This is a genomic window from Paenibacillus xylaniclasticus, assembly GCF_004001065.1.
GTDB classification, from domain to species: Bacteria; Bacillota; Bacilli; order Paenibacillales; family Paenibacillaceae; genus Paenibacillus_T; species Paenibacillus_T xylaniclasticus.
In genome coordinates, this window is record NZ_BIML01000005.1 from 333127 (window position 1) to 350264 (window position 17138).

Annotated in this window: 18 protein-coding genes; 9 read left to right on the top strand and 9 right to left on the bottom strand. The window is 48.9% G+C overall.

All coding sequences use genetic code 11. The features are described 5' to 3' along the window. Positions 1 to 47 precede the first annotated feature (47 nt). The 6 genes from PXY01_RS08810 to PXY01_RS08835 all read right to left on the bottom strand — a co-directional run bounded on the left by PXY01_RS08810 (position 48) and on the right by PXY01_RS08835 (position 6263). Positions 48 to 2015, bottom strand: coding sequence for a GTP-binding protein (locus PXY01_RS08810; protein WP_127569383.1), 1968 nt, complete (start codon positions 2013 to 2015; stop codon positions 48 to 50). Between the two features lie 221 nt (positions 2016 to 2236). Further along, positions 2237 to 2998 carry an SDR family oxidoreductase gene (locus PXY01_RS08815; RefSeq protein ID WP_127569385.1) on the bottom strand — a complete coding sequence of 254 codons (762 nt, stop codon included), beginning with the start codon at positions 2996 to 2998 and terminating at the stop codon, positions 2237 to 2239. Positions 2999 to 3230: 232 nt separating this feature from the next. Continuing rightward, complete coding sequence (locus tag PXY01_RS08820; RefSeq protein WP_127569387.1) at positions 3231 to 3857, bottom strand: DUF2306 domain-containing protein; 627 nt, start codon at positions 3855 to 3857, stop codon at positions 3231 to 3233. Between the two features lie 116 nt (positions 3858 to 3973). Next, entirely contained in the window at positions 3974 to 4702 is a 729-nt protein-coding gene (locus PXY01_RS08825) for a class I SAM-dependent methyltransferase (RefSeq protein ID WP_127569389.1), read from the bottom strand. 23 nt (positions 4703 to 4725) lie between these two features. Beyond that, positions 4726 to 5241, bottom strand: a complete 516-nt coding sequence (locus PXY01_RS08830) for a GNAT family N-acetyltransferase (protein ID WP_246027848.1) — start codon at positions 5239 to 5241, stop codon at positions 4726 to 4728. 170 nt (positions 5242 to 5411) lie between these two features. Beyond that, positions 5412 to 6263 (bottom strand): SDR family NAD(P)-dependent oxidoreductase, encoded by an 852-nt coding sequence (locus PXY01_RS08835; RefSeq protein ID WP_127569391.1) that lies wholly within the window; start codon positions 6261 to 6263, stop codon positions 5412 to 5414. A 162-nt stretch (positions 6264 to 6425) separates the two neighbouring features. Between PXY01_RS08835 and PXY01_RS08840 the strand changes: the two genes are divergently transcribed. Then, positions 6426 to 6860, top strand: coding sequence for a MerR family transcriptional regulator (locus tag PXY01_RS08840; RefSeq protein WP_127569393.1), 435 nt, complete (start codon positions 6426 to 6428; stop codon positions 6858 to 6860). Between the two features lie 61 nt (positions 6861 to 6921). On the opposite strand, the gene PXY01_RS08845 is transcribed toward PXY01_RS08840, so the two are convergent. Next, positions 6922 to 7644: a YceI family protein gene (locus tag PXY01_RS08845; protein ID WP_127569394.1), complete on the bottom strand. Its 723-nt coding sequence runs from the start codon at positions 7642 to 7644 to the stop codon at positions 6922 to 6924. A gap of 159 nt (positions 7645 to 7803) precedes the next feature. Between PXY01_RS08845 and PXY01_RS08850 the strand changes: the two genes are divergently transcribed. The 6 genes from PXY01_RS08850 (at position 7804) to PXY01_RS23275 (ending at position 13488) form a co-directional block, all read left to right on the top strand. Then, positions 7804 to 8487, top strand: coding sequence for a response regulator transcription factor (locus tag PXY01_RS08850; protein ID WP_127569396.1), 684 nt, complete (start codon positions 7804 to 7806; stop codon positions 8485 to 8487). Then, positions 8472 to 9884, top strand: coding sequence for a sensor histidine kinase (locus PXY01_RS08855; protein WP_127569398.1), 1413 nt, complete (start codon positions 8472 to 8474; stop codon positions 9882 to 9884). The genes PXY01_RS08850 and PXY01_RS08855 overlap by 16 nt, the downstream gene beginning before the upstream one ends. Before the next feature lie 173 nt (positions 9885 to 10057). Continuing rightward, the gene (locus PXY01_RS08860) at positions 10058 to 10369 is read left to right on the top strand and encodes a class II aldolase/adducin head domain-containing protein (protein WP_127569400.1); all 312 of its coding nucleotides are present in this window, start codon (positions 10058 to 10060) and stop codon (positions 10367 to 10369) included. A gap of 322 nt (positions 10370 to 10691) precedes the next feature. Continuing rightward, entirely contained in the window at positions 10692 to 12308 is a 1617-nt protein-coding gene (locus tag PXY01_RS08865; protein ID WP_127569402.1) for a bacteriocin-associated integral membrane family protein, read from the top strand. Positions 12309 to 12517: 209 nt separating this feature from the next. Continuing rightward, positions 12518 to 13207: an ATP-binding cassette domain-containing protein gene (locus PXY01_RS08870; RefSeq protein ID WP_127569404.1), complete on the top strand. Its 690-nt coding sequence runs from the start codon at positions 12518 to 12520 to the stop codon at positions 13205 to 13207. A gap of 110 nt (positions 13208 to 13317) precedes the next feature. Beyond that, positions 13318 to 13488 carry a helix-turn-helix domain-containing protein gene (locus PXY01_RS23275; protein WP_164744350.1) on the top strand — a complete coding sequence of 57 codons (171 nt, stop codon included), beginning with the start codon at positions 13318 to 13320 and terminating at the stop codon, positions 13486 to 13488. Positions 13489 to 13522: 34 nt separating this feature from the next. Here PXY01_RS23275 and PXY01_RS08880 read toward each other — a convergent pair whose 3' ends face one another. Then, positions 13523 to 14257 (bottom strand): spermidine synthase, encoded by a 735-nt coding sequence (locus PXY01_RS08880; protein WP_127569551.1) that lies wholly within the window; start codon positions 14255 to 14257, stop codon positions 13523 to 13525. 85 nt (positions 14258 to 14342) lie between these two features. Further along, positions 14343 to 14684, bottom strand: a complete 342-nt coding sequence (locus PXY01_RS08885) for a zinc ribbon domain-containing protein YjdM (RefSeq protein WP_127569406.1) — start codon at positions 14682 to 14684, stop codon at positions 14343 to 14345. A 146-nt stretch (positions 14685 to 14830) separates the two neighbouring features. Here PXY01_RS08885 and PXY01_RS08890 point away from each other — a divergent pair, with 146 nt between their 5' ends. Next, positions 14831 to 15346: a VanZ family protein gene (locus PXY01_RS08890; protein ID WP_164744351.1), complete on the top strand. Its 516-nt coding sequence runs from the start codon at positions 14831 to 14833 to the stop codon at positions 15344 to 15346. Positions 15347 to 15672: 326 nt separating this feature from the next. Continuing rightward, complete coding sequence (locus PXY01_RS08895; RefSeq protein ID WP_127569409.1) at positions 15673 to 17034, top strand: catalase; 1362 nt, start codon at positions 15673 to 15675, stop codon at positions 17032 to 17034. Positions 17035 to 17138: the final 104 nt, after the last annotated feature.

Below are 17138 nucleotides of genomic sequence, written 5' to 3' on the forward strand. Positions count from 1 at the left end.
TTTGGAATACCTCTGTCCTTATCATACGACTTATTGGTGCCGCCTCGCTAGAGCAGATGCATCTTCGCCTCCGCTTCATCCCACGGCACGATATACCCATGCCCCTTCGCGCAAAAAATAGAGGATGACGTATACAGCGGATCAGCATCCTTCCGGTACGCGATTCGTTCTATAACCTCCTGCTCATTGTGGCAGCGATCGTAGCCGCCGAAGACAAGCTGAATGCTGCCTCGTCCATGAGTGAAAGCAGCAAGCTCCGTACTATAATCCATGAACGTTGCCACCGGTACCCTGCCCGTTACGATAGCATGAGTTGCCGTCGTCTGCGGCGGCTCGAAGCTCCCAAAGGCGCGCTGGATGTCTGACAATATTTTGCCCAGATGATCGATCTCCGATTTAATCTTGAACTCATAATAAGGCTCCAGCAGCACATTATCAGCTTTCTCCAGCCCTTGTCTCAATGCGCGATACGCCGCTTCGCGGAAATCGCCACCGTGCGTATGCTCATTGTGACCGGCTCCTCTGAGCAGCGTAATCCGGATGTCGGTTATCGGCATACCGGTTAACAAGCCATGATGCTCCCGTTCATACAGATGTCCCTTAATTACATTCTGATTGCCGAGACTTAATTCGTTCACATGACACTCGCTTGCGAATACAAGCCCGCTCCCCCGCTCACCAGGCTCAAGGCGCAAATGTATCTCAGCGTAATGCTTAAGCGGCTCGAAATGGCCGTATCCGACCACCGTGCTTGCAATCGTCTCCTTGTATAAAATCTCTGGAGCTTCGAATGACACCTCGTATTGGAACCGGTCCCACACGAGCTGCTGCAGCACTTCCAGCTGAATAAGCCCCATCACATGAATATGGATTTCCTGCAGGCTCTCCTCCCAGACGACGTTAAGCGAAGGGTCCTCGGCATCAAGCATCTGAAAAGCCTTCAGCACGTCCTTCACATGAAGCGAGGCCGGGAAGATTACTTTCGACGTCAGCGTCGGCACCATCTCATACGTAAGCTTATCCGCATCCGAATAGATGCCAACGCCCTGACCGGCCTCGGCCTCCGTCAATCCGACAACCGCGAACAGGTCGCCTGCCTTTACTTGATCGACCGGCTGCAGCTTGCTTCCGCTTGCGATCAACAGACGCGAGGCCTTCTCACACATGCGCTCTTGGCCGCTAGAGTAGATGAGCTCTTCACGGACCTTCAGCATGCCGCTGTACGCCTTCACATACGTCATCCGCACGCCATTGGCATCATGACGGATTTTATAGACACGTCCCCCGAACGGTGCTTGCGCATCGTATTCCGTTACGCTAAGCAGATGAAGCTGCTGAAGAAACTCCATTACGCCCGTATCCTGCAGTGCCGAGCCGCTTGCGCACGGAAAAATCCGATGCCCGCGAATCATTCGCCGCAGCGCCTCCAGCCAGAAAGCACTGCTCCCCTCGCCGGACAGAAACGACTCCAACAGCTGCTCATCCCGCTCCGCCATATGCTCGCGCAGCGCATCCTCAACTTCACCATCGGCAAGACATCCGGTGATGCTGCACGCATCTGGTGTCAGGCTGAGTCGGATCTCTTCAAGGACGCGGGCGGCGTCTGCTCCAGTCCGATCGATTTTGTTAATAAAGAAAAACGTCGGTATACGGTGCTTGTGCAGCAGCTGCCATACGGTCTCTGTATGGCCCTGTATCCCTTCCACTGCACTGACGACAAGAATAGCGTAATCCATCACTTGAATGGCCCGCTCCATCTCCGGTGAGAAGTCGACGTGTCCCGGCGTATCGATCAAATAATAAGTTGTCCCTTGATAGGACAGCACTGCTTGATCTGCGAATACAGTAATACCTCTTGCCCGCTCAATATCGTGGGAGTCCAGGTAGGCGTCCTGATGATCAACTCTCCCCCGTTCCCGAATGCTATTCGTATGATACAACAGTTGTTCGGCCAGCGTCGTCTTGCCAGCATCGACATGGGCGAACATACCAATCGTAATCGGACTTGTGCTCATCGGTAAGCATATCCCCTTGATTATTCCGCGCTGGGCGGTCATTCTCTTCGTTGTCCTCCTCATCATAACACAGGATCTGCCAGATAGAGGCAAGAGAATATGTAGGGACTAATTAATGCAAGGAATATAGCAATTTCGGCCTCGTTGCCGATCAATACCAAAAAGGCTGGGCAGGAAACAAGCATGTTGTTTCCACCCAGCCTAACTTTTATATAAAGGGATTAGAACGCCGAGGTCCAGCCCGCATCTGCGGTAACAACCGTCCCGTTCAGGAAGCTCGATTCGTCCGAGGCGAGGAACAGCGCGACCTTGGCGATTTCGTCCGGCGAGCCTGCACGAGGGATCAAGCTTTGCGTCAGCTTCGTACGGCTTACGCCGAACTCGCTTAAGCTGCTCATCGAGGCTTGGATGTTCGTCATAACCGCACCTGGAGCGATGGCGTTACAGCGAATGCCCTTGCCCGCATACATAAAGCCCGTGTTCTTCGTCAAGCCAATGACAGCATGCTTCGATGCGACATAAGCCGCGCCTGCGTGCGCGCCGTTCAGGCCGCCCGTCGAAGCGACGTTTATGATAACGCCCTTGCCTTTCTCTAAGAAAAGTGGAAGCGCCTTACGGGTTGCGCGCATGACGCCCTTCGTGTTGACGTCGAAGACACGATCCCATTTTTCTTCTGTAATTTCGCCAACGGGCTCGAACCCGTCCATAATGCCTGCATTGTTCACCAGTATATCTAACGTGCCGTATTCACTGACAGCCGTATCGATCATACTCTCGATATCAGCCAGCTGAGCGATGTTCACCTTCAACGCTTTAGCCGCGCCCCCTTTTGCGACGATTCCCTGAGCGACCTGCTCCGCTCCTTCGAGATTGAGGTCGGCTACGATTACTTTCGCACCTTCCTTAGCGTATAATTCCGCAATGGCTTTACCCATGCCGGATGCGGCTCCGGTTACAACAGCTACCTGATTGTGTAGTTTCATTGCTCTTCGGCTCCTTCGTTATCTTTGGTATGTAGGAATGGAACGTTTCAAGCTACTGAAGCATTCGCGGAGCATGTGCTGAGCGAATTTGTATAGCTAATTTTATTCTTCTATAATTTACGGAGCAATAATCAAAAAAGGTCTGCATGTTGATTTTTCAACGTTTCCACAATGACGAACGGCTACCCCTGTGCTCTAACCACTCAGCAGCAGCCGTTGATTTTATAAAAGTCTATCGCGCTCGCCGCCACCGTACGAGAAGTTCAGCCGCTAGCAGCAGAAGGATGATCGTACTGTACACCGCAGCCGTGTAGCTCGTAGTATACGAAAGTCCGCCCGCCTCTTGCAACAGCTTCGTCAGCAGATGAATGAGAAAGTTCGTAAACACAAAAGCATAGCTTCTCGTCATCCAATCGCGGTGCGCATTCACCCGTTTCTTCTTGATTGCAATGATAGCCAGAATCGTGAATGCAGGCCATATCACATTGAGCATATTAAAAGGAATGCTAACCGCCTTGCCCCCCGTCGCATAAGGAGCCATATATCCGGAAGTGAGAGAAATCAGCATGACGGAGACCACATACAAGTAACCATTGACGCGATGAAGCTTGCGGTAATTCTTATGGACTGCCGGCAAGAAATTTATGAACCCCGCAATCATGCTCAAGCAGGCGAATACGACATGAATTCGCATCACGGGCAGCCAAGCATCCAGATTCAACGGCCGCTTCAGTTCAAGCTTGTGGCTAAGAAACCGCTCCGCCTCCGGATCATGAATAAAGTTTGCGAACACTGCATATCCGAGCACGACAACCGCTGATAACGCCAATAACAAGTACGTCTTTCTGTTTCCAGCCATCCTGCCACCTTCCTTACCGTAACACATGTGCAACAGAGCCGGATCATCCGGTATGATTCATTATAAAACAACCGTACTCTGCTTCACCGGATGAATTGTTACGGTTCTCGGACAAGCTATCGCACACACGCCTTCACGATCAGAAAATGAGGATAGGTTAAGAGCCGTTCGAACCAGCGGCTGCACCATTCCCGCGCCTCCGGGTTGTTCAGCAGCTCCGGGGAGGGCTGCGGCTCGACAATTCGGTCAATCGCGAACCGCTCCGATGTTACGTTAATGATCTCCTGCATGGTTCGCCTATAGAACATCACCTCAACCGGTCCCGCTTCTTCCTTGTTCCACACTTCCGAAAGCAGCTCATGGGCAAAATAATCCGGCCGGTCGAGCATCGTATAATCCATAAACGGATGATGAACCGAGAAGAGCAGTGTACCGCCCGGCTTCAGCACTCGCTGGAACTCCTGGAAAGTCGGCCTCCAGTCATCGATGTAATGGAGCGTCAACGAGCTGACAATCCAATCGAAGGCACCTGTTGCGAAAGGAAGCTGCTCCGTTAAATCACAAGTGAGCACCTCTGCTCGATCGCTCACCCGCCGCACGCAAGCCTCCACCATGCCCGGACTGAAATCGACTGCCGTTACACGAGCCCCCAATCCGATTAACTGCTCGGTGTACCATCCCGCCGCACATCCGGCATCCAGCACCGCAAGTCCGTTCAAATGATGAGGAATAAGCTTCATCATCGCCGGGCGCTCATAGAAGGCATTATGCCCGCTCTTTGTATCCACATGCAGCTCATAGTCTCGGGACAGCTTGTTGTATACCTCTATTACTTTTTCTTTCATTAGCATCACCCCTTGCCCGCAAGTTATTCCCTTATGAAACGGAATACGAGCATATCGTCTTCTGTCTGACGCGTTGCAATCTGCTCGGTATAACGTCCACCCGTAACGTTAGCAAGCGTCTTGCGCCAGAATCCGATTGCACGCCCATTACGTTCTGTCCTGTTGGTATGCACTTCCCATTGCCCCGGCGGCAGCAGCCCAATCACTTGTCTCACCGCCTCCTCTCCTACCCCTTGCCCCCGATACTGACGCATTAGGAAGAACTCGTTCAAATAGTAGTCGGTGTAGTCCTGACAAGGCAGATATGGCGCGGTTGCTACAAAGACAAGTCCTGCCGGCAGTCCGTCTACCCTAATCAAATAAGGAAAAAGAACACCCGGCTTCTCCCACCATATATCGAACACGCGGTTCTGCTCGGCCAACGTCCGCGTATCATCCTCCTCAAAGACGCCATACCGGTTCGTCTTGCGCTCCCACACTTCGGCTAAATCATGCAAATAAAGAGGATATATTATTGATAATAAATTTGTTTTCCACACAGGATAACTGAACCTCTACCTGCATACCTATCATCTCTCCCTCTCTTATTTCAAGTTGGTTGAGGAAATCCTGGGTATAAGTATACAGGTAGAGGCTGTCACGATTATAGGCAAAAAATAAATATAAGCTTACATCACATAAGCAATTGACCCTTTACAATTGTTAATTGTCACGTCAGCCGCTTATACTCCTCCTTGTAAATCGCATCCACCTTTTCTAACACTCGGTTCATATGCTCCGTATACTTCAGCTTCGCCGGTCGGCCCTTCTGCAAGAAAGCTCCGTTCAAGCTGCTGTACGGACCAAATGCCGCATCGTAGAGCAACGAAGCTCCTTTGCTGGGTGGAGCGAACATATACTTCATAATCGGCTTCAGATAGAAGGGCAACCCTGATCGGCGGCCCTTGCGGGCCGTGTTGTTCCCGCCAGGATCGGCGCTCCGAATCGTAATTCCTTCCGGTTCAACATGCGGCGCGATGGCCTGAGTCCATAACGACAGTGCAAGCTTGGTCGAAGCATAAGGTCCGAACAGCTTGCGAAACTTCGCCGGACGCTCCAGCGTATCGGGGTCGAATGAACGTAAGGTAGCGAAAGCGCCTGAGGACGTATTAATGACCGTTCGGTGCGTTCCCCGAAGCAGCAGTTCCTTCAGTTCCATAAAAATAATATAAGGCGCAACCGTCTGCAGCTCATAATGCATTTCGCGACCCTGCCGTGAGTAGTGCAGCTCGGCAAGACTTCCGCCGGCGTTATTGAATAAAGCGTCAATTCTCGTCTCACTTCCTTGAATAGCGGTAAGTGCCCGCTTTAGCTCCCGGAAGTCCGTCATATCCGCCCGATACTCCCTGAGACTGCCGCTTCGTACGGCTTGCTGAATAGGTCCTTCATCAGCCCAAATTGCCGACCGATTAAGTGCCACGACATGCCACCCTTCGGACAGTAACCGACGGGCCAATTCCAATCCTATACCGCTGCTTGCTCCTGTAATGAACGCCGTGCGCGGCCTTGAATCTAATCGCATTACGCCTTCCTCCATCCTTATTGGATCGTTGAATTTAGTTGTATTGCGACCAGTCTACAAGCTGGAGTCGGCTTCAAGTCAAGCGGATCAGCAGCAGCATTGACTTGGAGCCCACTCCAAGATATACGATAATACTAATAAAATCACAGGGGGGCTGCGGCAATGAACGAGCCGATTACCTACACGATTAAAGGAGCAGCGATTGAGACAGGACTTACAGAGGATACCATTCGGTACTATGAGAGGATTGGCCTGCTGACCCGAGCGGAGCGCAAACCGAACCGTCACCGCGTATATCGGCAGGAGGATGTAGAGACGATGAAAAAAATTACTTGCTTCCGCAAAACCGGAATGTCTCTGGAAAGCATTAAGCCCTACTTACAATTATCGCGCGGCGCCGATCTAAACGAGCATCCCGAGCTATACGCAATGATGGAGGAACATAAGCGTAAGCTCGAGAACCAGATCGCTTCCCTGCTGCAAATTATAGATTTCCTCGATCACCAGCTGAGACCCATTCCTGATCGTAACAGAAGCGAGGCTTGCACATTAGCAGAGCCAGAGAAACGGCCGCCCGATCCGCGGTTTACAATATAGAAGCCGATAAGAAAAAGACGCCCGAGGGGCGCCTTTCTCTTGACTATTTTACTACCATCCATTATGCCTCATGCTTTTCAAGTACAAGCTCCACCTGCACCGTAAATTCGTTCTCGGTCTCCAGGACGACCGTATGCGGGTTCGTCATCCCGAAGTCGGCGAACGTCACCATCGTCTTACCCGAGAGAAGCAGCTGTCCATTCTTGTACATCGCGTTCGAGTCAAACGTCACTTCCTTGTCTTGCCCTCTAATATTCAGAACACCTGTCATCGTAAGCGGCACGGAGGTACCCTCTGTCCACTCCGACGGCAATGCAGAGAACGATCGAGCCTTAAAAGTCGCCTGCGGAAATTTCGTGACCGCCAGCAGATCGTCACGTTCCTTGACGTGCTCATCTCTCGTGCTGTTGCCAGAATCGAGAGCGTTAAGATCAACAATCCCCTCTCCTGTCATCGCTGCTGCATCATTCAAATCGACATTCCATGAGCCCGTTACCGCCTCGTCTACGAAGTTAACGGTCGATTTCGATGTCGTAACCGACCAGTATACTTTGGAGCCGTCGGCAATATGCCACATCCCGTTCAGCTTATCGGCTGGCACCGCCACATCTGCAGACGATGAGGCTTCTCCGGCTTTGTCCGCCTCCGTCCCCTCATTAGGAGCGATTACCGATTCAATCTCCACGTTATTGCCGACGAATCGGTCAAACCACATATAACCACCCACACCGATTACGCAAACTGCAATAACAACTGACAACCAGACAACCTGCTTCTTTGTCATTATTTATCCCCCCTTCCACTCTTCAGATGGCACTTGCATGACCATTGTAACAGGCGAATATGTCGGGCATGTGTCGAAATGTAGGAAATGAGTTTAATATACATTAAGAGGGTGGACTGTTATAATTTTCATCGAAATGTTTGAAAGGAGCTATCTCGCTTGAAGCCGATTCTGGTTGTAGAAGACGAACCCGCCATCGCACGCGTACTATCCGCCTACCTGCGTCGGGCCGGCTTCTGCGTTATACTCGCTTCCGATGGTCGGAAAGCACTTGAATTATTCGCGCAGGAGTCCCCTGCCCTTGTTCTTCTTGATGTCATGCTGCCTCATATCGACGGCTGGGAAGTGCTGCGCCGTATACGAGAGACGAGCAGCTGCCCCATTATTATGCTGACCGTTCGCGACGGGATTGACGACAGGTTGTCCGGATTGAACGGCGGGGCCGATGATTATATGTCTAAGCCATTTATCCCCGAGGAGGTCATCGCAAGGGTGCATGCGGTGCTCCGTCGTCCATTGCAATGGACGGACGGAAGCAGACTATGCCACTTCGGCCGCTTAAGCATCGACTTCCTTAGTCAGCGCGTTACGATCAACGGCGCTGAAGTTACCTTAATGCCCCGTGATATGGCCGTGCTTCTCTACCTGGCGGAGCATCCGAACCGGGTCTTCACGCGTGCGCAGCTAATCGAAAACGTTTGGGGAACCGACTACGAAGGAAGCGACCGAGCGGTCGATTTATCGATCAAGCGAATCCGGCAGACCTTGTCACACTGGCCTGCAGAGGAAGGCGAAATTCGGACTCTAAGAGGAACGGGGTATCAATTTTGGATCGCAAACTGAAGCAGACCTCGATTTTGTCCTATTGGACCTTAAGATATTTTATTATCCTCTTCACCGTGCTGATTACGCTTGCTGTCGCTGTCGTCTGGTGGACGAACCGCGCAACGATGGACAGCCGTCAGCAGACGGCTGAGAGGCTCGCCCAAGAGATCGCCCGTCATCTTCATTCGGTCAACGGCACGATTCTAATTCCGCCCAACATGGACGAAATCATTGATCGAAGGGTCTGGCTCATCGAGAACGGGGCCAAATTGTGCGTCATCATCACCGATAAGGACGGCAAGCTCCTGTACTCGAACGAATCCATCACGCAAGCCGACCTCTCTTCAAGATTGAACGATAAGCTGAACAAATCACTCGTACCCGGTTATCGTGCAGTTACCGCTCCGATTCTATATAACGGCGGCAAAATCGGTCAAGTCGCCCTGCTGCACCCGGTCGAGTCGCTAATCCAGCGCCCTGAATTCCAATGGGCGCTTATTCTACTGCTCGTCAGCTTAGCTACGCTCGGCTGGCTGATGATATATTTGCTCGCCAGGAAGCTGGCCCGGCCAATACGTAACGTCGCATCGGCTGCCCGCGAAATCAGTCTGGGCCGCTACGACATCGAGCTCAGCGCTAATCCTAAGGAGCGTGAGCTGGGTGAGCTTGTCATATCATTCAAAGAAATGGCCAGCAAGCTGAAGCAATTGGAGCATTCCCGTAATTTCATGCTAGCCGGCCTGACGCATGAGCTGAAGACACCCGTCACTTCAGCGAAGGGACTCATTCACGCGGTCAAGGAGAAGGTTGTTCAAGACGATGAAGCAGACGAATTTCTGGACATTGCTCTGCAGGAAACCAGCAGGCTGGAGAGAATGATTACCGACCTGCTCGATTATAATGCGTTGGCTGCTGGTCTGGTCACCGTTAGAAGGTGTCGACTCGATACAGCTGTGCTTCTGCCCGAAATTGTGTATCAATGGACGCTTCATCAGGACGAAGGCGTCTGCGAGCCTGTGTTTTCGATGCCTCGCCAACAGGTTGAGGTCGAAGGCGACCCTCTGCGCATTCAACAAATTATCGTCAATTTGCTCAATAACAGCGCTCAATCCAAGCATCCTGACCGACTACTGCGAATTACGATCAGCGTGCAGGAACGAGAGGACGGATATGCGGATATTCTCGTATGTGATAACGGCACCGGTATTCCCCCTTCTGAGCAGCCTCTTGTGTTCGAGCGATTCTTCCGGGGAGAAAGCAAGAAGCAGAGCGTACGCGGACTTGGCTTGGGACTTGCGTTCAGTAAGCTGCTGGCACAAGCGCAACAAGGGGATCTCATCTTGCAGGAAAGCTCAGAGAATGGTACCTCCTTCCTGTTAAGGCTGCCTAGTGAAATTCAATTTTATGTTAATTAGTTATTTTCCAGGATGATTGCACTAATGTAAATCGAGTTAAAGTCATGCGTCCTTTATTATAAATAGTTTTCTTATTAGTACAATAGACACAATTTAACTTATATTATTTACACTACAAAAATTGGTATATTTACTCAGGAATAACGGCATCTGTCATAGGGGAGGAATAAATAATGAACAACAGCAAACGTGCATTTGTTACACTTCTAACAATTGTAATTTTCGCATTAACCGCAGTAGCGGTTTCAGCTGGACCAATAGCAGGGGGAGACCTATGGTATGACGGAGGTCAAACCGGTACCTATGTCTATTCGAGTGTTTATGATCACAAACCAGACGATAATAAATATTACGATGTGAAAGCTAGCGTAAAAGTATGCTCTTCCGTTACAACTTCGGGATGGCTGCCAGATAGCGCATATGCATCTGCAGATAGAAGCTTCTGGTGTAACGAAACATCCTACTATGATTACCGGTCTAGATAATTTTCGTCTATAACCACTAGCCTTAATTAATTTATTCAATAGAAGATGCCGTTCTTCTTCCCTAAATGCTCAAGCAGTGCTCTCTTCACTTACATTGCTCATACAAGGTGGAACATATGAAAAAGTATTATTCATATTCATTTTAGGCCAGTTTCTGCTTCTATCTTTTATATTTAACCAATCCCTCTATCCCATCTTTGAGCTCAACCAGCTAGGCGACGGTTCATTACATTCATATAGGGCTAAAGATTATAACGGAGCCGATTTAAGTAAATTATACGATCAGTTAAACGATCAATGTATTCGCACAGGAAACTGCAAAGTGCAACTGGTAAAAACTCCTGTTTCTGATGATAATATTATGGTTTACGATATCTATCACAGTGATCCGGATAGCATACATAAAATACCTTCTATATCTCCTAATAAGGCTTTCCATTATCATTTGTTAACTAAAGAAGAGTTTGCCGATAGCAACGGTATCTTTTATACCAACATGAGCAAGAAACAGCTTCATGCAATCTCTGGCGATATCGGGCGTCCTATAGAGCCTTATCCTATTGCAATCGAATACAAGCAAATTGTTCGATATAATTTGGTGAATATCCTTTTGCTACTCGTTCTATCCCAGCTTATCTTCTTCATCTTTACCTTTACCAAGATAAAAATAAATGCAATCAAAAAGGTTCTAGGGTTCTCTGATATTCGAATGATTTCCGTTTCCATGAAGGACCTTGCGAGGATACAAGCAATTCTAGTCGTCGTTATTTTCGTTATTCACGGAATCTATTATGTAGTTCAAGATCTTCTGGTGCCACGCTACTTTTATTTGTTACTTATCTTTTTTATAGGCGTTTTCTTGGTCAACCTCATTTTAATGATGATTACGCAAATCAGCCTTAGATACATTGATATTAATCTGATGATTAAAAATAAATTATATTCGAACCGCTTAAATATAAGCCTGAATGTAATCAAAATTATATTAATGTTGTCTATTACATTCTCTATTTCGATTTTCTTAGTGAATTGGGATCAGCACAAAGAAGCTCTGCATCAATATGATAAATTTTCTAGGCTGCAGGGTTATTACACATCCATAGGGTATAATGCAGATGAAAGCACCAAAGCAAACAACAACAAAGACCTGCTTGCCAGCTACGGGCAATCCATTCTGCAATTGAATCAACACTTTACTCGTCTAGATCAATTGTATGTTCATGATGTATCCAATATAATGTCACAGCTCTCAAGCTTCGCACTAAAACATCGCAACCTCACCAAAGAGGAGGTTCTGTCCGATTTCAAAAAAAATTACATTGTGGCAAATGAGGCGTATATAAAGGACTTTACCAATATAAAGCAAGCCAACGGGGACAATCTCATACTCGATAGGAATCAAGCAACGATCCTCGTACCTGAAAAGCTTCAGGAGCATGAGCAAGAGATAAAAACAGCGTATATGAAGAAGTATAACGATTTATTAAATTATAACCGTTATTATGACCTCGAAGACATAGAATCTCAGACCATCGACGATATTCATATCATCTACATCGCAAATAACTTCGAGCTTGAACTCTTCGGCAAAGATGCCAAAGAAGATGGATTAGATGTACATTTTCTAAATCCCATCATCATCTTGGATCAAGGTAAATTTGGCAGCCTGTATTATTACGACGAGCTAAACCACGGCGATATCATCATTAAAGCTAAAAGCAGAGACTACTTATCGCAACAAATACAAAACTTAAACCTATCTTCACTCATTATTGAAGGATCGCTGATTACACCATTCGAGAATAAAATACACTTGACAGAGTTTATTCTTTATCAGTCTTCTGTATTTGTTATGCTGTTTCTCATTACATTGGTCTTTATCATTAATATTTCAAATTATATTGACATTACGGTTAATAGTCGCAAATTTGCTATTTAATACGTGCTAGGATATAACCTATTGAAAGCCATACAACCTCATCTTTTTATCACGGCGGCCATGCTGTCTGGCATGCTGTTAAAGCTATTTATTCATTTTAATTTGCTTGTCTATTTAATTGTTCTCATTATAGACCTCCTGATACTGATTGCCCTATACAAACTAATCATTGTAAAGGATATCCCGAAAATAATAAAAGGAGGCTCGCGATGAAGGTCATAGAGCTTATCAATGTTAGCAAATGCTATGATGGTTCTTCCGTATTATCCAATATCCAGCTAGTCATTACTAAAGGCGAGATGGTTGCCATCACCGGTAAAAGCGGCAAAGGAAAGACAACTTTATTAAATGTCATGGGGTTAATTACAGACCGAGATGGAGGAGATTTGAATTTATTCAACTACTCCAATCCGAGCATTAACTCGAAACAAGCCATGCTGCTTAGAAGAAATAAAATTGGATACATATTCCAAAATTGCGGATTAGTCGATGAAGAAACTGTTCTGTGGAATCTTAATTTAGCCCTAGAGTATAAGAAAATGACCGCTAAAGCCAAACGCGAGAAAATTGATGATTACTTAAATCAATTCGGACTGGCCGATCTTAAAAACAAGAAAGTCTACCAACTAAGCGGGGGAGAACAGCAGCGAATCGCAGTCATAAGACTAATGCTTCAGGATTCCGAACTAATTCTGGCTGATGAACCAACCGCAAGCTTGGATAACGAGAATGAGAAGTATATTATGGAGCATCTACAAGAGCTGAACCAAAGAGGTAAAACCGTCGTGGTTGTTACTCATAACACTCACATTCTCCACTACTTTACAAGAGTGATTCAATTCGAGGAGCTGCAGCATGGGTCAATAAGGGCGACACCCGTGAAACTGCGTGAAGCATAAAGCTACAAAACCGCCCTTGAATTGATGTGCTCCCCTTTAGGTAGACAGGTGAAATAATAACACCTGTTTATCAAGGGGAGTTTTTTCATGTCCATAAAAATGAGTACTGCGTGGAAGAGAAATTTGCCAGTTTGAAGGAGCATGACGCAAGACAGGGATCACGAAGTGAGATCGCCTGTAAATATAACATTAACGTCAGTACTTTGAAAGAATGGCGACGTCGTTATAAACTGTACGGAGTCGAAGGCCTAGCATGTCGTACAGAGAATAAGAGCTACTGACGGGGAGCGGTTCAGAAGAAGAGCGGCGTGTCCATTAATCCCTTATCACATGCCCCCGTTCCATAGCGATCTCCGCAAAGTCTGCCGTAAGCCCTGGCTGCGCCTGTATCGGCTTGTTGCTGCCTATAATAATTAAATTACCAAGATCATCCACACCCGCTCCGCGAACCGGCAGATAGAACGCTCTTGTGTACGCGCACGTCTCGCTTAGCGTCGTATGGATAGCGGCACTCCGCCTGTCGTTGCGAAGCTTTCCGGCCACATTCAGAATGACCGCTCCGCCCGGGCGAAGCTTGTCCATCACCGTCTGAAAAAACTCCAGCGTCGTCAAGTGCCGCGGGGTTCCTTTGGAAGTAAAAGCGTCGAGGAGGATGTAATCGTAACGGCCCGACTCTTGCTCTACAAGAATGTCTCGCCCGTCTCCGATGACGACATTGTTCATCCGATAACGAAAAAACCGCCGACTAAGCTCTACAATCTTCTCGTCGATCTCCGCTGTAACAAACTGCCTGTCCGGATAATGCCCCGCGATCGTTCCGATCCCGTGTCCGATGACGAATGCGCTGCTGAAAGCAGGATCGTTATCATCCATCAGGTGAATCATCGCACGCTGATATTCCAGTACGACGCGCTGCGGCTCCCGCATATCCATTGCACCCTGCACGGCTCCGTCTGCGAACTGCAGCACGCGGTATTTGCCCGTCTTCCCGTACAGCTCGGACGTCTCATATACGCCAAGCTCATTATACGGACTAATCTCCTTCGCCAGCTCGATCAAATAACGGCCCTCCCTTGCAGCGGCAAGGCAAAGGACCCTTATGCGTGCTGCAGAAGGGCCCTTGCTTGCCAATGTGCTATACTTTTTTCACAAATTCCGATTTTAATTTCATCGCTCCGAAGCCGTCGATCTTACAATCGATATCATGATCGCCGTCCACTAGACGAATATTTTTGACTTTGGTGCCGATTTTGACAACAGAGGAGGTTCCCTTTACCTTGAGGTCCTTAATTACGGTGACCGTATCGCCATCATTCAATACGTTGCCATTCGCATCCCTGACGACCTGCTGCTCCTCGTTACTCTCCGCGCTCGAATCGAGACCCCATTCATGAGCACATTCCGGACAGACGAATTGCGTACCATCCTCGTACGTATATTCTGAATTACACTTCGGACAATTAGGCAATTGTGACAAATCGTATTGCTCCTTTATGTTCGATTTTGGATATAATCAAGACAAAGATTATTTTACTATAAGCTTTAAGAAAATCGAAAGGTTTTACTTAGGTTTAATTAAGCCTGCTGCTCTATGCTAGTTGTAGAAAGGCAGGGATGCAAGCGATGAAGCGTACGATTCGAATGATGCCGGCTATCGTGTTGTTTGCGGTATATATGTATGCTCTGGTCAAAATTATTCTGTTCAAGTTCGGACAAGTCGACTTGTTGTTTCTATGGCAGCGGGCCGACGCGGCACTCGACGACGTAAGCCGACTGCACTATCGGCTGCACAGCGCCAACCTCGTACCGCTGCGTACCATTACTGGCAACCTGCGCAGCAGGTCGCTGTACGAATATATTCAGTTCTACGGCAATATCGGGTTGTTCATCCCGCTGGGCTTGTTCGTCCCATACTTCATGCGCGGCAGACTGCCTGCTCTTCTGGTGTACGGGGCAGCGATCATTCTCTCGTTCGCCTTATGCCTAATGCTGGAGAGTGCTCAACTGCTGTGCAGCATCGGCCAGTTTGATGTCGACGATCTGATTCTGAATACGGCTGGCGGCCTGCTGGGCTGCATACTGTATCACTTGTTAGCGGGAACTGCTCGGTCGCGTAAACCAGCAGCAGCATTAGGTTAGATCAAGAATACGAAAGACACCGCTCCCGATTAAGGAGCGGTGTCTTCTCGTTAAGGCCGCTGTTTCTTTTTATGGAATATATGTATATCCATAATATAGAGCTTAACTCTCATCGGCTTATACCTATTTCGTCTTCTTTATACAGGGGATCACTATGGGTAGTTATCACTTTATCGGCATTAAAGGCAGCGGTATGAGCGCACTGGCTCATATTACAAATATCAAGACAAATTGCTTCATCCGTAACCCAAGTACTATTTCCGTGCAGTCTCCTCATACCCTAATATGTCCAATTCATTCGCGAAGCCGGCATAGGAGGTAGGAAGATGAGCGAGATCGATGACAATCGTCGTGACAAGAGGGCAGGGGATGCTTCAGCACCTTGGCATTCGCAGACGGCAGGCGAGCGCGGCCCCATTCTGGAGCAGGATAACGTTCTGCATGAAACGCTAGAGACATTCATCCACTCTAAGCTGCTAGAAAGGCCCGTTCATGTCAAAGGCTATGGCGCATTCGGCACCTTTCAGACCATCCATTCGATGTCAGCCTATACGCAGCTTTGCTTCTTGCAGCATCCAGGCCAGCAGGTGCCTGTCGCCGTCCGATTCTCCCTGGCGGCCAGTAACCGGGGGACGCCGGACACCTCCCGTAACCTGCGTGGGTTCGCGACCAAATTTTATACCGATCATGGGGTGTTTGACTTGGTCTGCAACCATATCCCCGTGTTCATCATCCGAGACCCGATTCGCTTCCCGGAGTCAATCAGAGCTCTTTCGCCCTCGCCTGTTAACAATCTCCTAGATCCGGAGCGATTCTGGAGCTTCGTTGCCCGGGCGCCGGAAGCAATGGCTTTTCTCTTCTGGCTGTATTCCGATGCGGGCACCGTCAAAAGTTTTCGCCACATCCCGGGCCATAGCGTCAATACGTTCGTCTGGAAGAACGCGCAGGGCGCTCGGACTTACGTCAAATATCACTGGATGCCCCTTGCGGGCATTCAGTATATCGACCGTCATGAGGCGGCCCGGCTCGCCGCCGAGAACCCGGATTATGCCGGAAAGGACTTATACGACACGTTGGCCTCGGGCAAGACGATCGAATACGGGCTGTACGTCCAACTGATGAACCCGCAAGACGAGCCCTTCCTCCCTTACGATCCGCTGGATGACACGAAGGTATGGGATGAGCGCCAGTATCCGCTGCAGCCCGTCGGGAGGCTGATTCTCGACCGCAATCCGGAGAACTATATGGAGCAGGTGGAGAAGCTTGCTTTCTCTCCTTCCAATCTGCTGGAGGGCGCAGAGCTGTCAGACGATCGAATGCTGCAGGGCCGCGCTAATATTTATTGGGATTCGCAGCGCCATCGGCTCGGTCCGAATTTTCGCCAAATTCCGGTCAATCATCAGCAGGACTGGACGCCGAAGTCGCTGGTTACTAGCGGCAGCGGGCAATACGTGCAGGGGCACATCGCGCGTTCCAGTATACCGAAGCAGAACAACTTCATACAGGCCGGACAATACTATCGTGCCCTTGTGCCTATGCAGCAGGAGCATTTGATCGACAACCTGGCCGCAGAGCTGGCGAGCATCTCCCGCGAGACACAATCGATTGTGCTCGGCTACTTGAGCAAGGCATCCGCCGAGCTTGGAGAGCACGTCGCCCGCAAGCTCCATGCCCAGGTCAAGAGATAAAGCGACCCTTCCTCCATTGGACCAGCCCCCATTCGATTCATTCCGTCGGATGGGGATTTGTTGCACAGAAAGAAAAGACCATCCGCTAGGACAGTCTTCGCCAT

What these genes read in the sequence shown, in the direction of transcription:
- PXY01_RS08810 (WP_127569383.1), bottom strand. Translation starts at nt 2,015, where the DNA reads ATGAGCACAAGTCCGATTACGATTGGTATGTTCGCCCATGTCGATGCT.
- PXY01_RS08815 (WP_127569385.1), bottom strand. Translation starts at nt 2,998, where the DNA reads ATGAAACTACACAATCAGGTAGCTGTTGTAACCGGAGCCGCATCCGGC.
- PXY01_RS08820 (WP_127569387.1), bottom strand. Translation starts at nt 3,857, where the DNA reads ATGGCTGGAAACAGAAAGACGTACTTGTTATTGGCGTTATCAGCGGTT.
- PXY01_RS08825 (WP_127569389.1), bottom strand. Translation starts at nt 4,702, where the DNA reads ATGAAAGAAAAAGTAATAGAGGTATACAACAAGCTGTCCCGAGACTAT.
- PXY01_RS08835 (WP_127569391.1), bottom strand. Translation starts at nt 6,263, where the DNA reads ATGCGATTAGATTCAAGGCCGCGCACGGCGTTCATTACAGGAGCAAGC.
- PXY01_RS08840 (WP_127569393.1), top strand. Translation starts at nt 6,426, where the DNA reads ATGAACGAGCCGATTACCTACACGATTAAAGGAGCAGCGATTGAGACA.
- PXY01_RS08845 (WP_127569394.1), bottom strand. Translation starts at nt 7,644, where the DNA reads ATGACAAAGAAGCAGGTTGTCTGGTTGTCAGTTGTTATTGCAGTTTGC.
- PXY01_RS08860 (WP_127569400.1), top strand. Translation starts at nt 10,058, where the DNA reads ATGAACAACAGCAAACGTGCATTTGTTACACTTCTAACAATTGTAATT.
- PXY01_RS08870 (WP_127569404.1), top strand. Translation starts at nt 12,518, where the DNA reads ATGAAGGTCATAGAGCTTATCAATGTTAGCAAATGCTATGATGGTTCT.
- PXY01_RS08890 (WP_164744351.1), top strand. Translation starts at nt 14,831, where the DNA reads ATGAAGCGTACGATTCGAATGATGCCGGCTATCGTGTTGTTTGCGGTA.
- PXY01_RS08895 (WP_127569409.1), top strand. Translation starts at nt 15,673, where the DNA reads ATGAGCGAGATCGATGACAATCGTCGTGACAAGAGGGCAGGGGATGCT.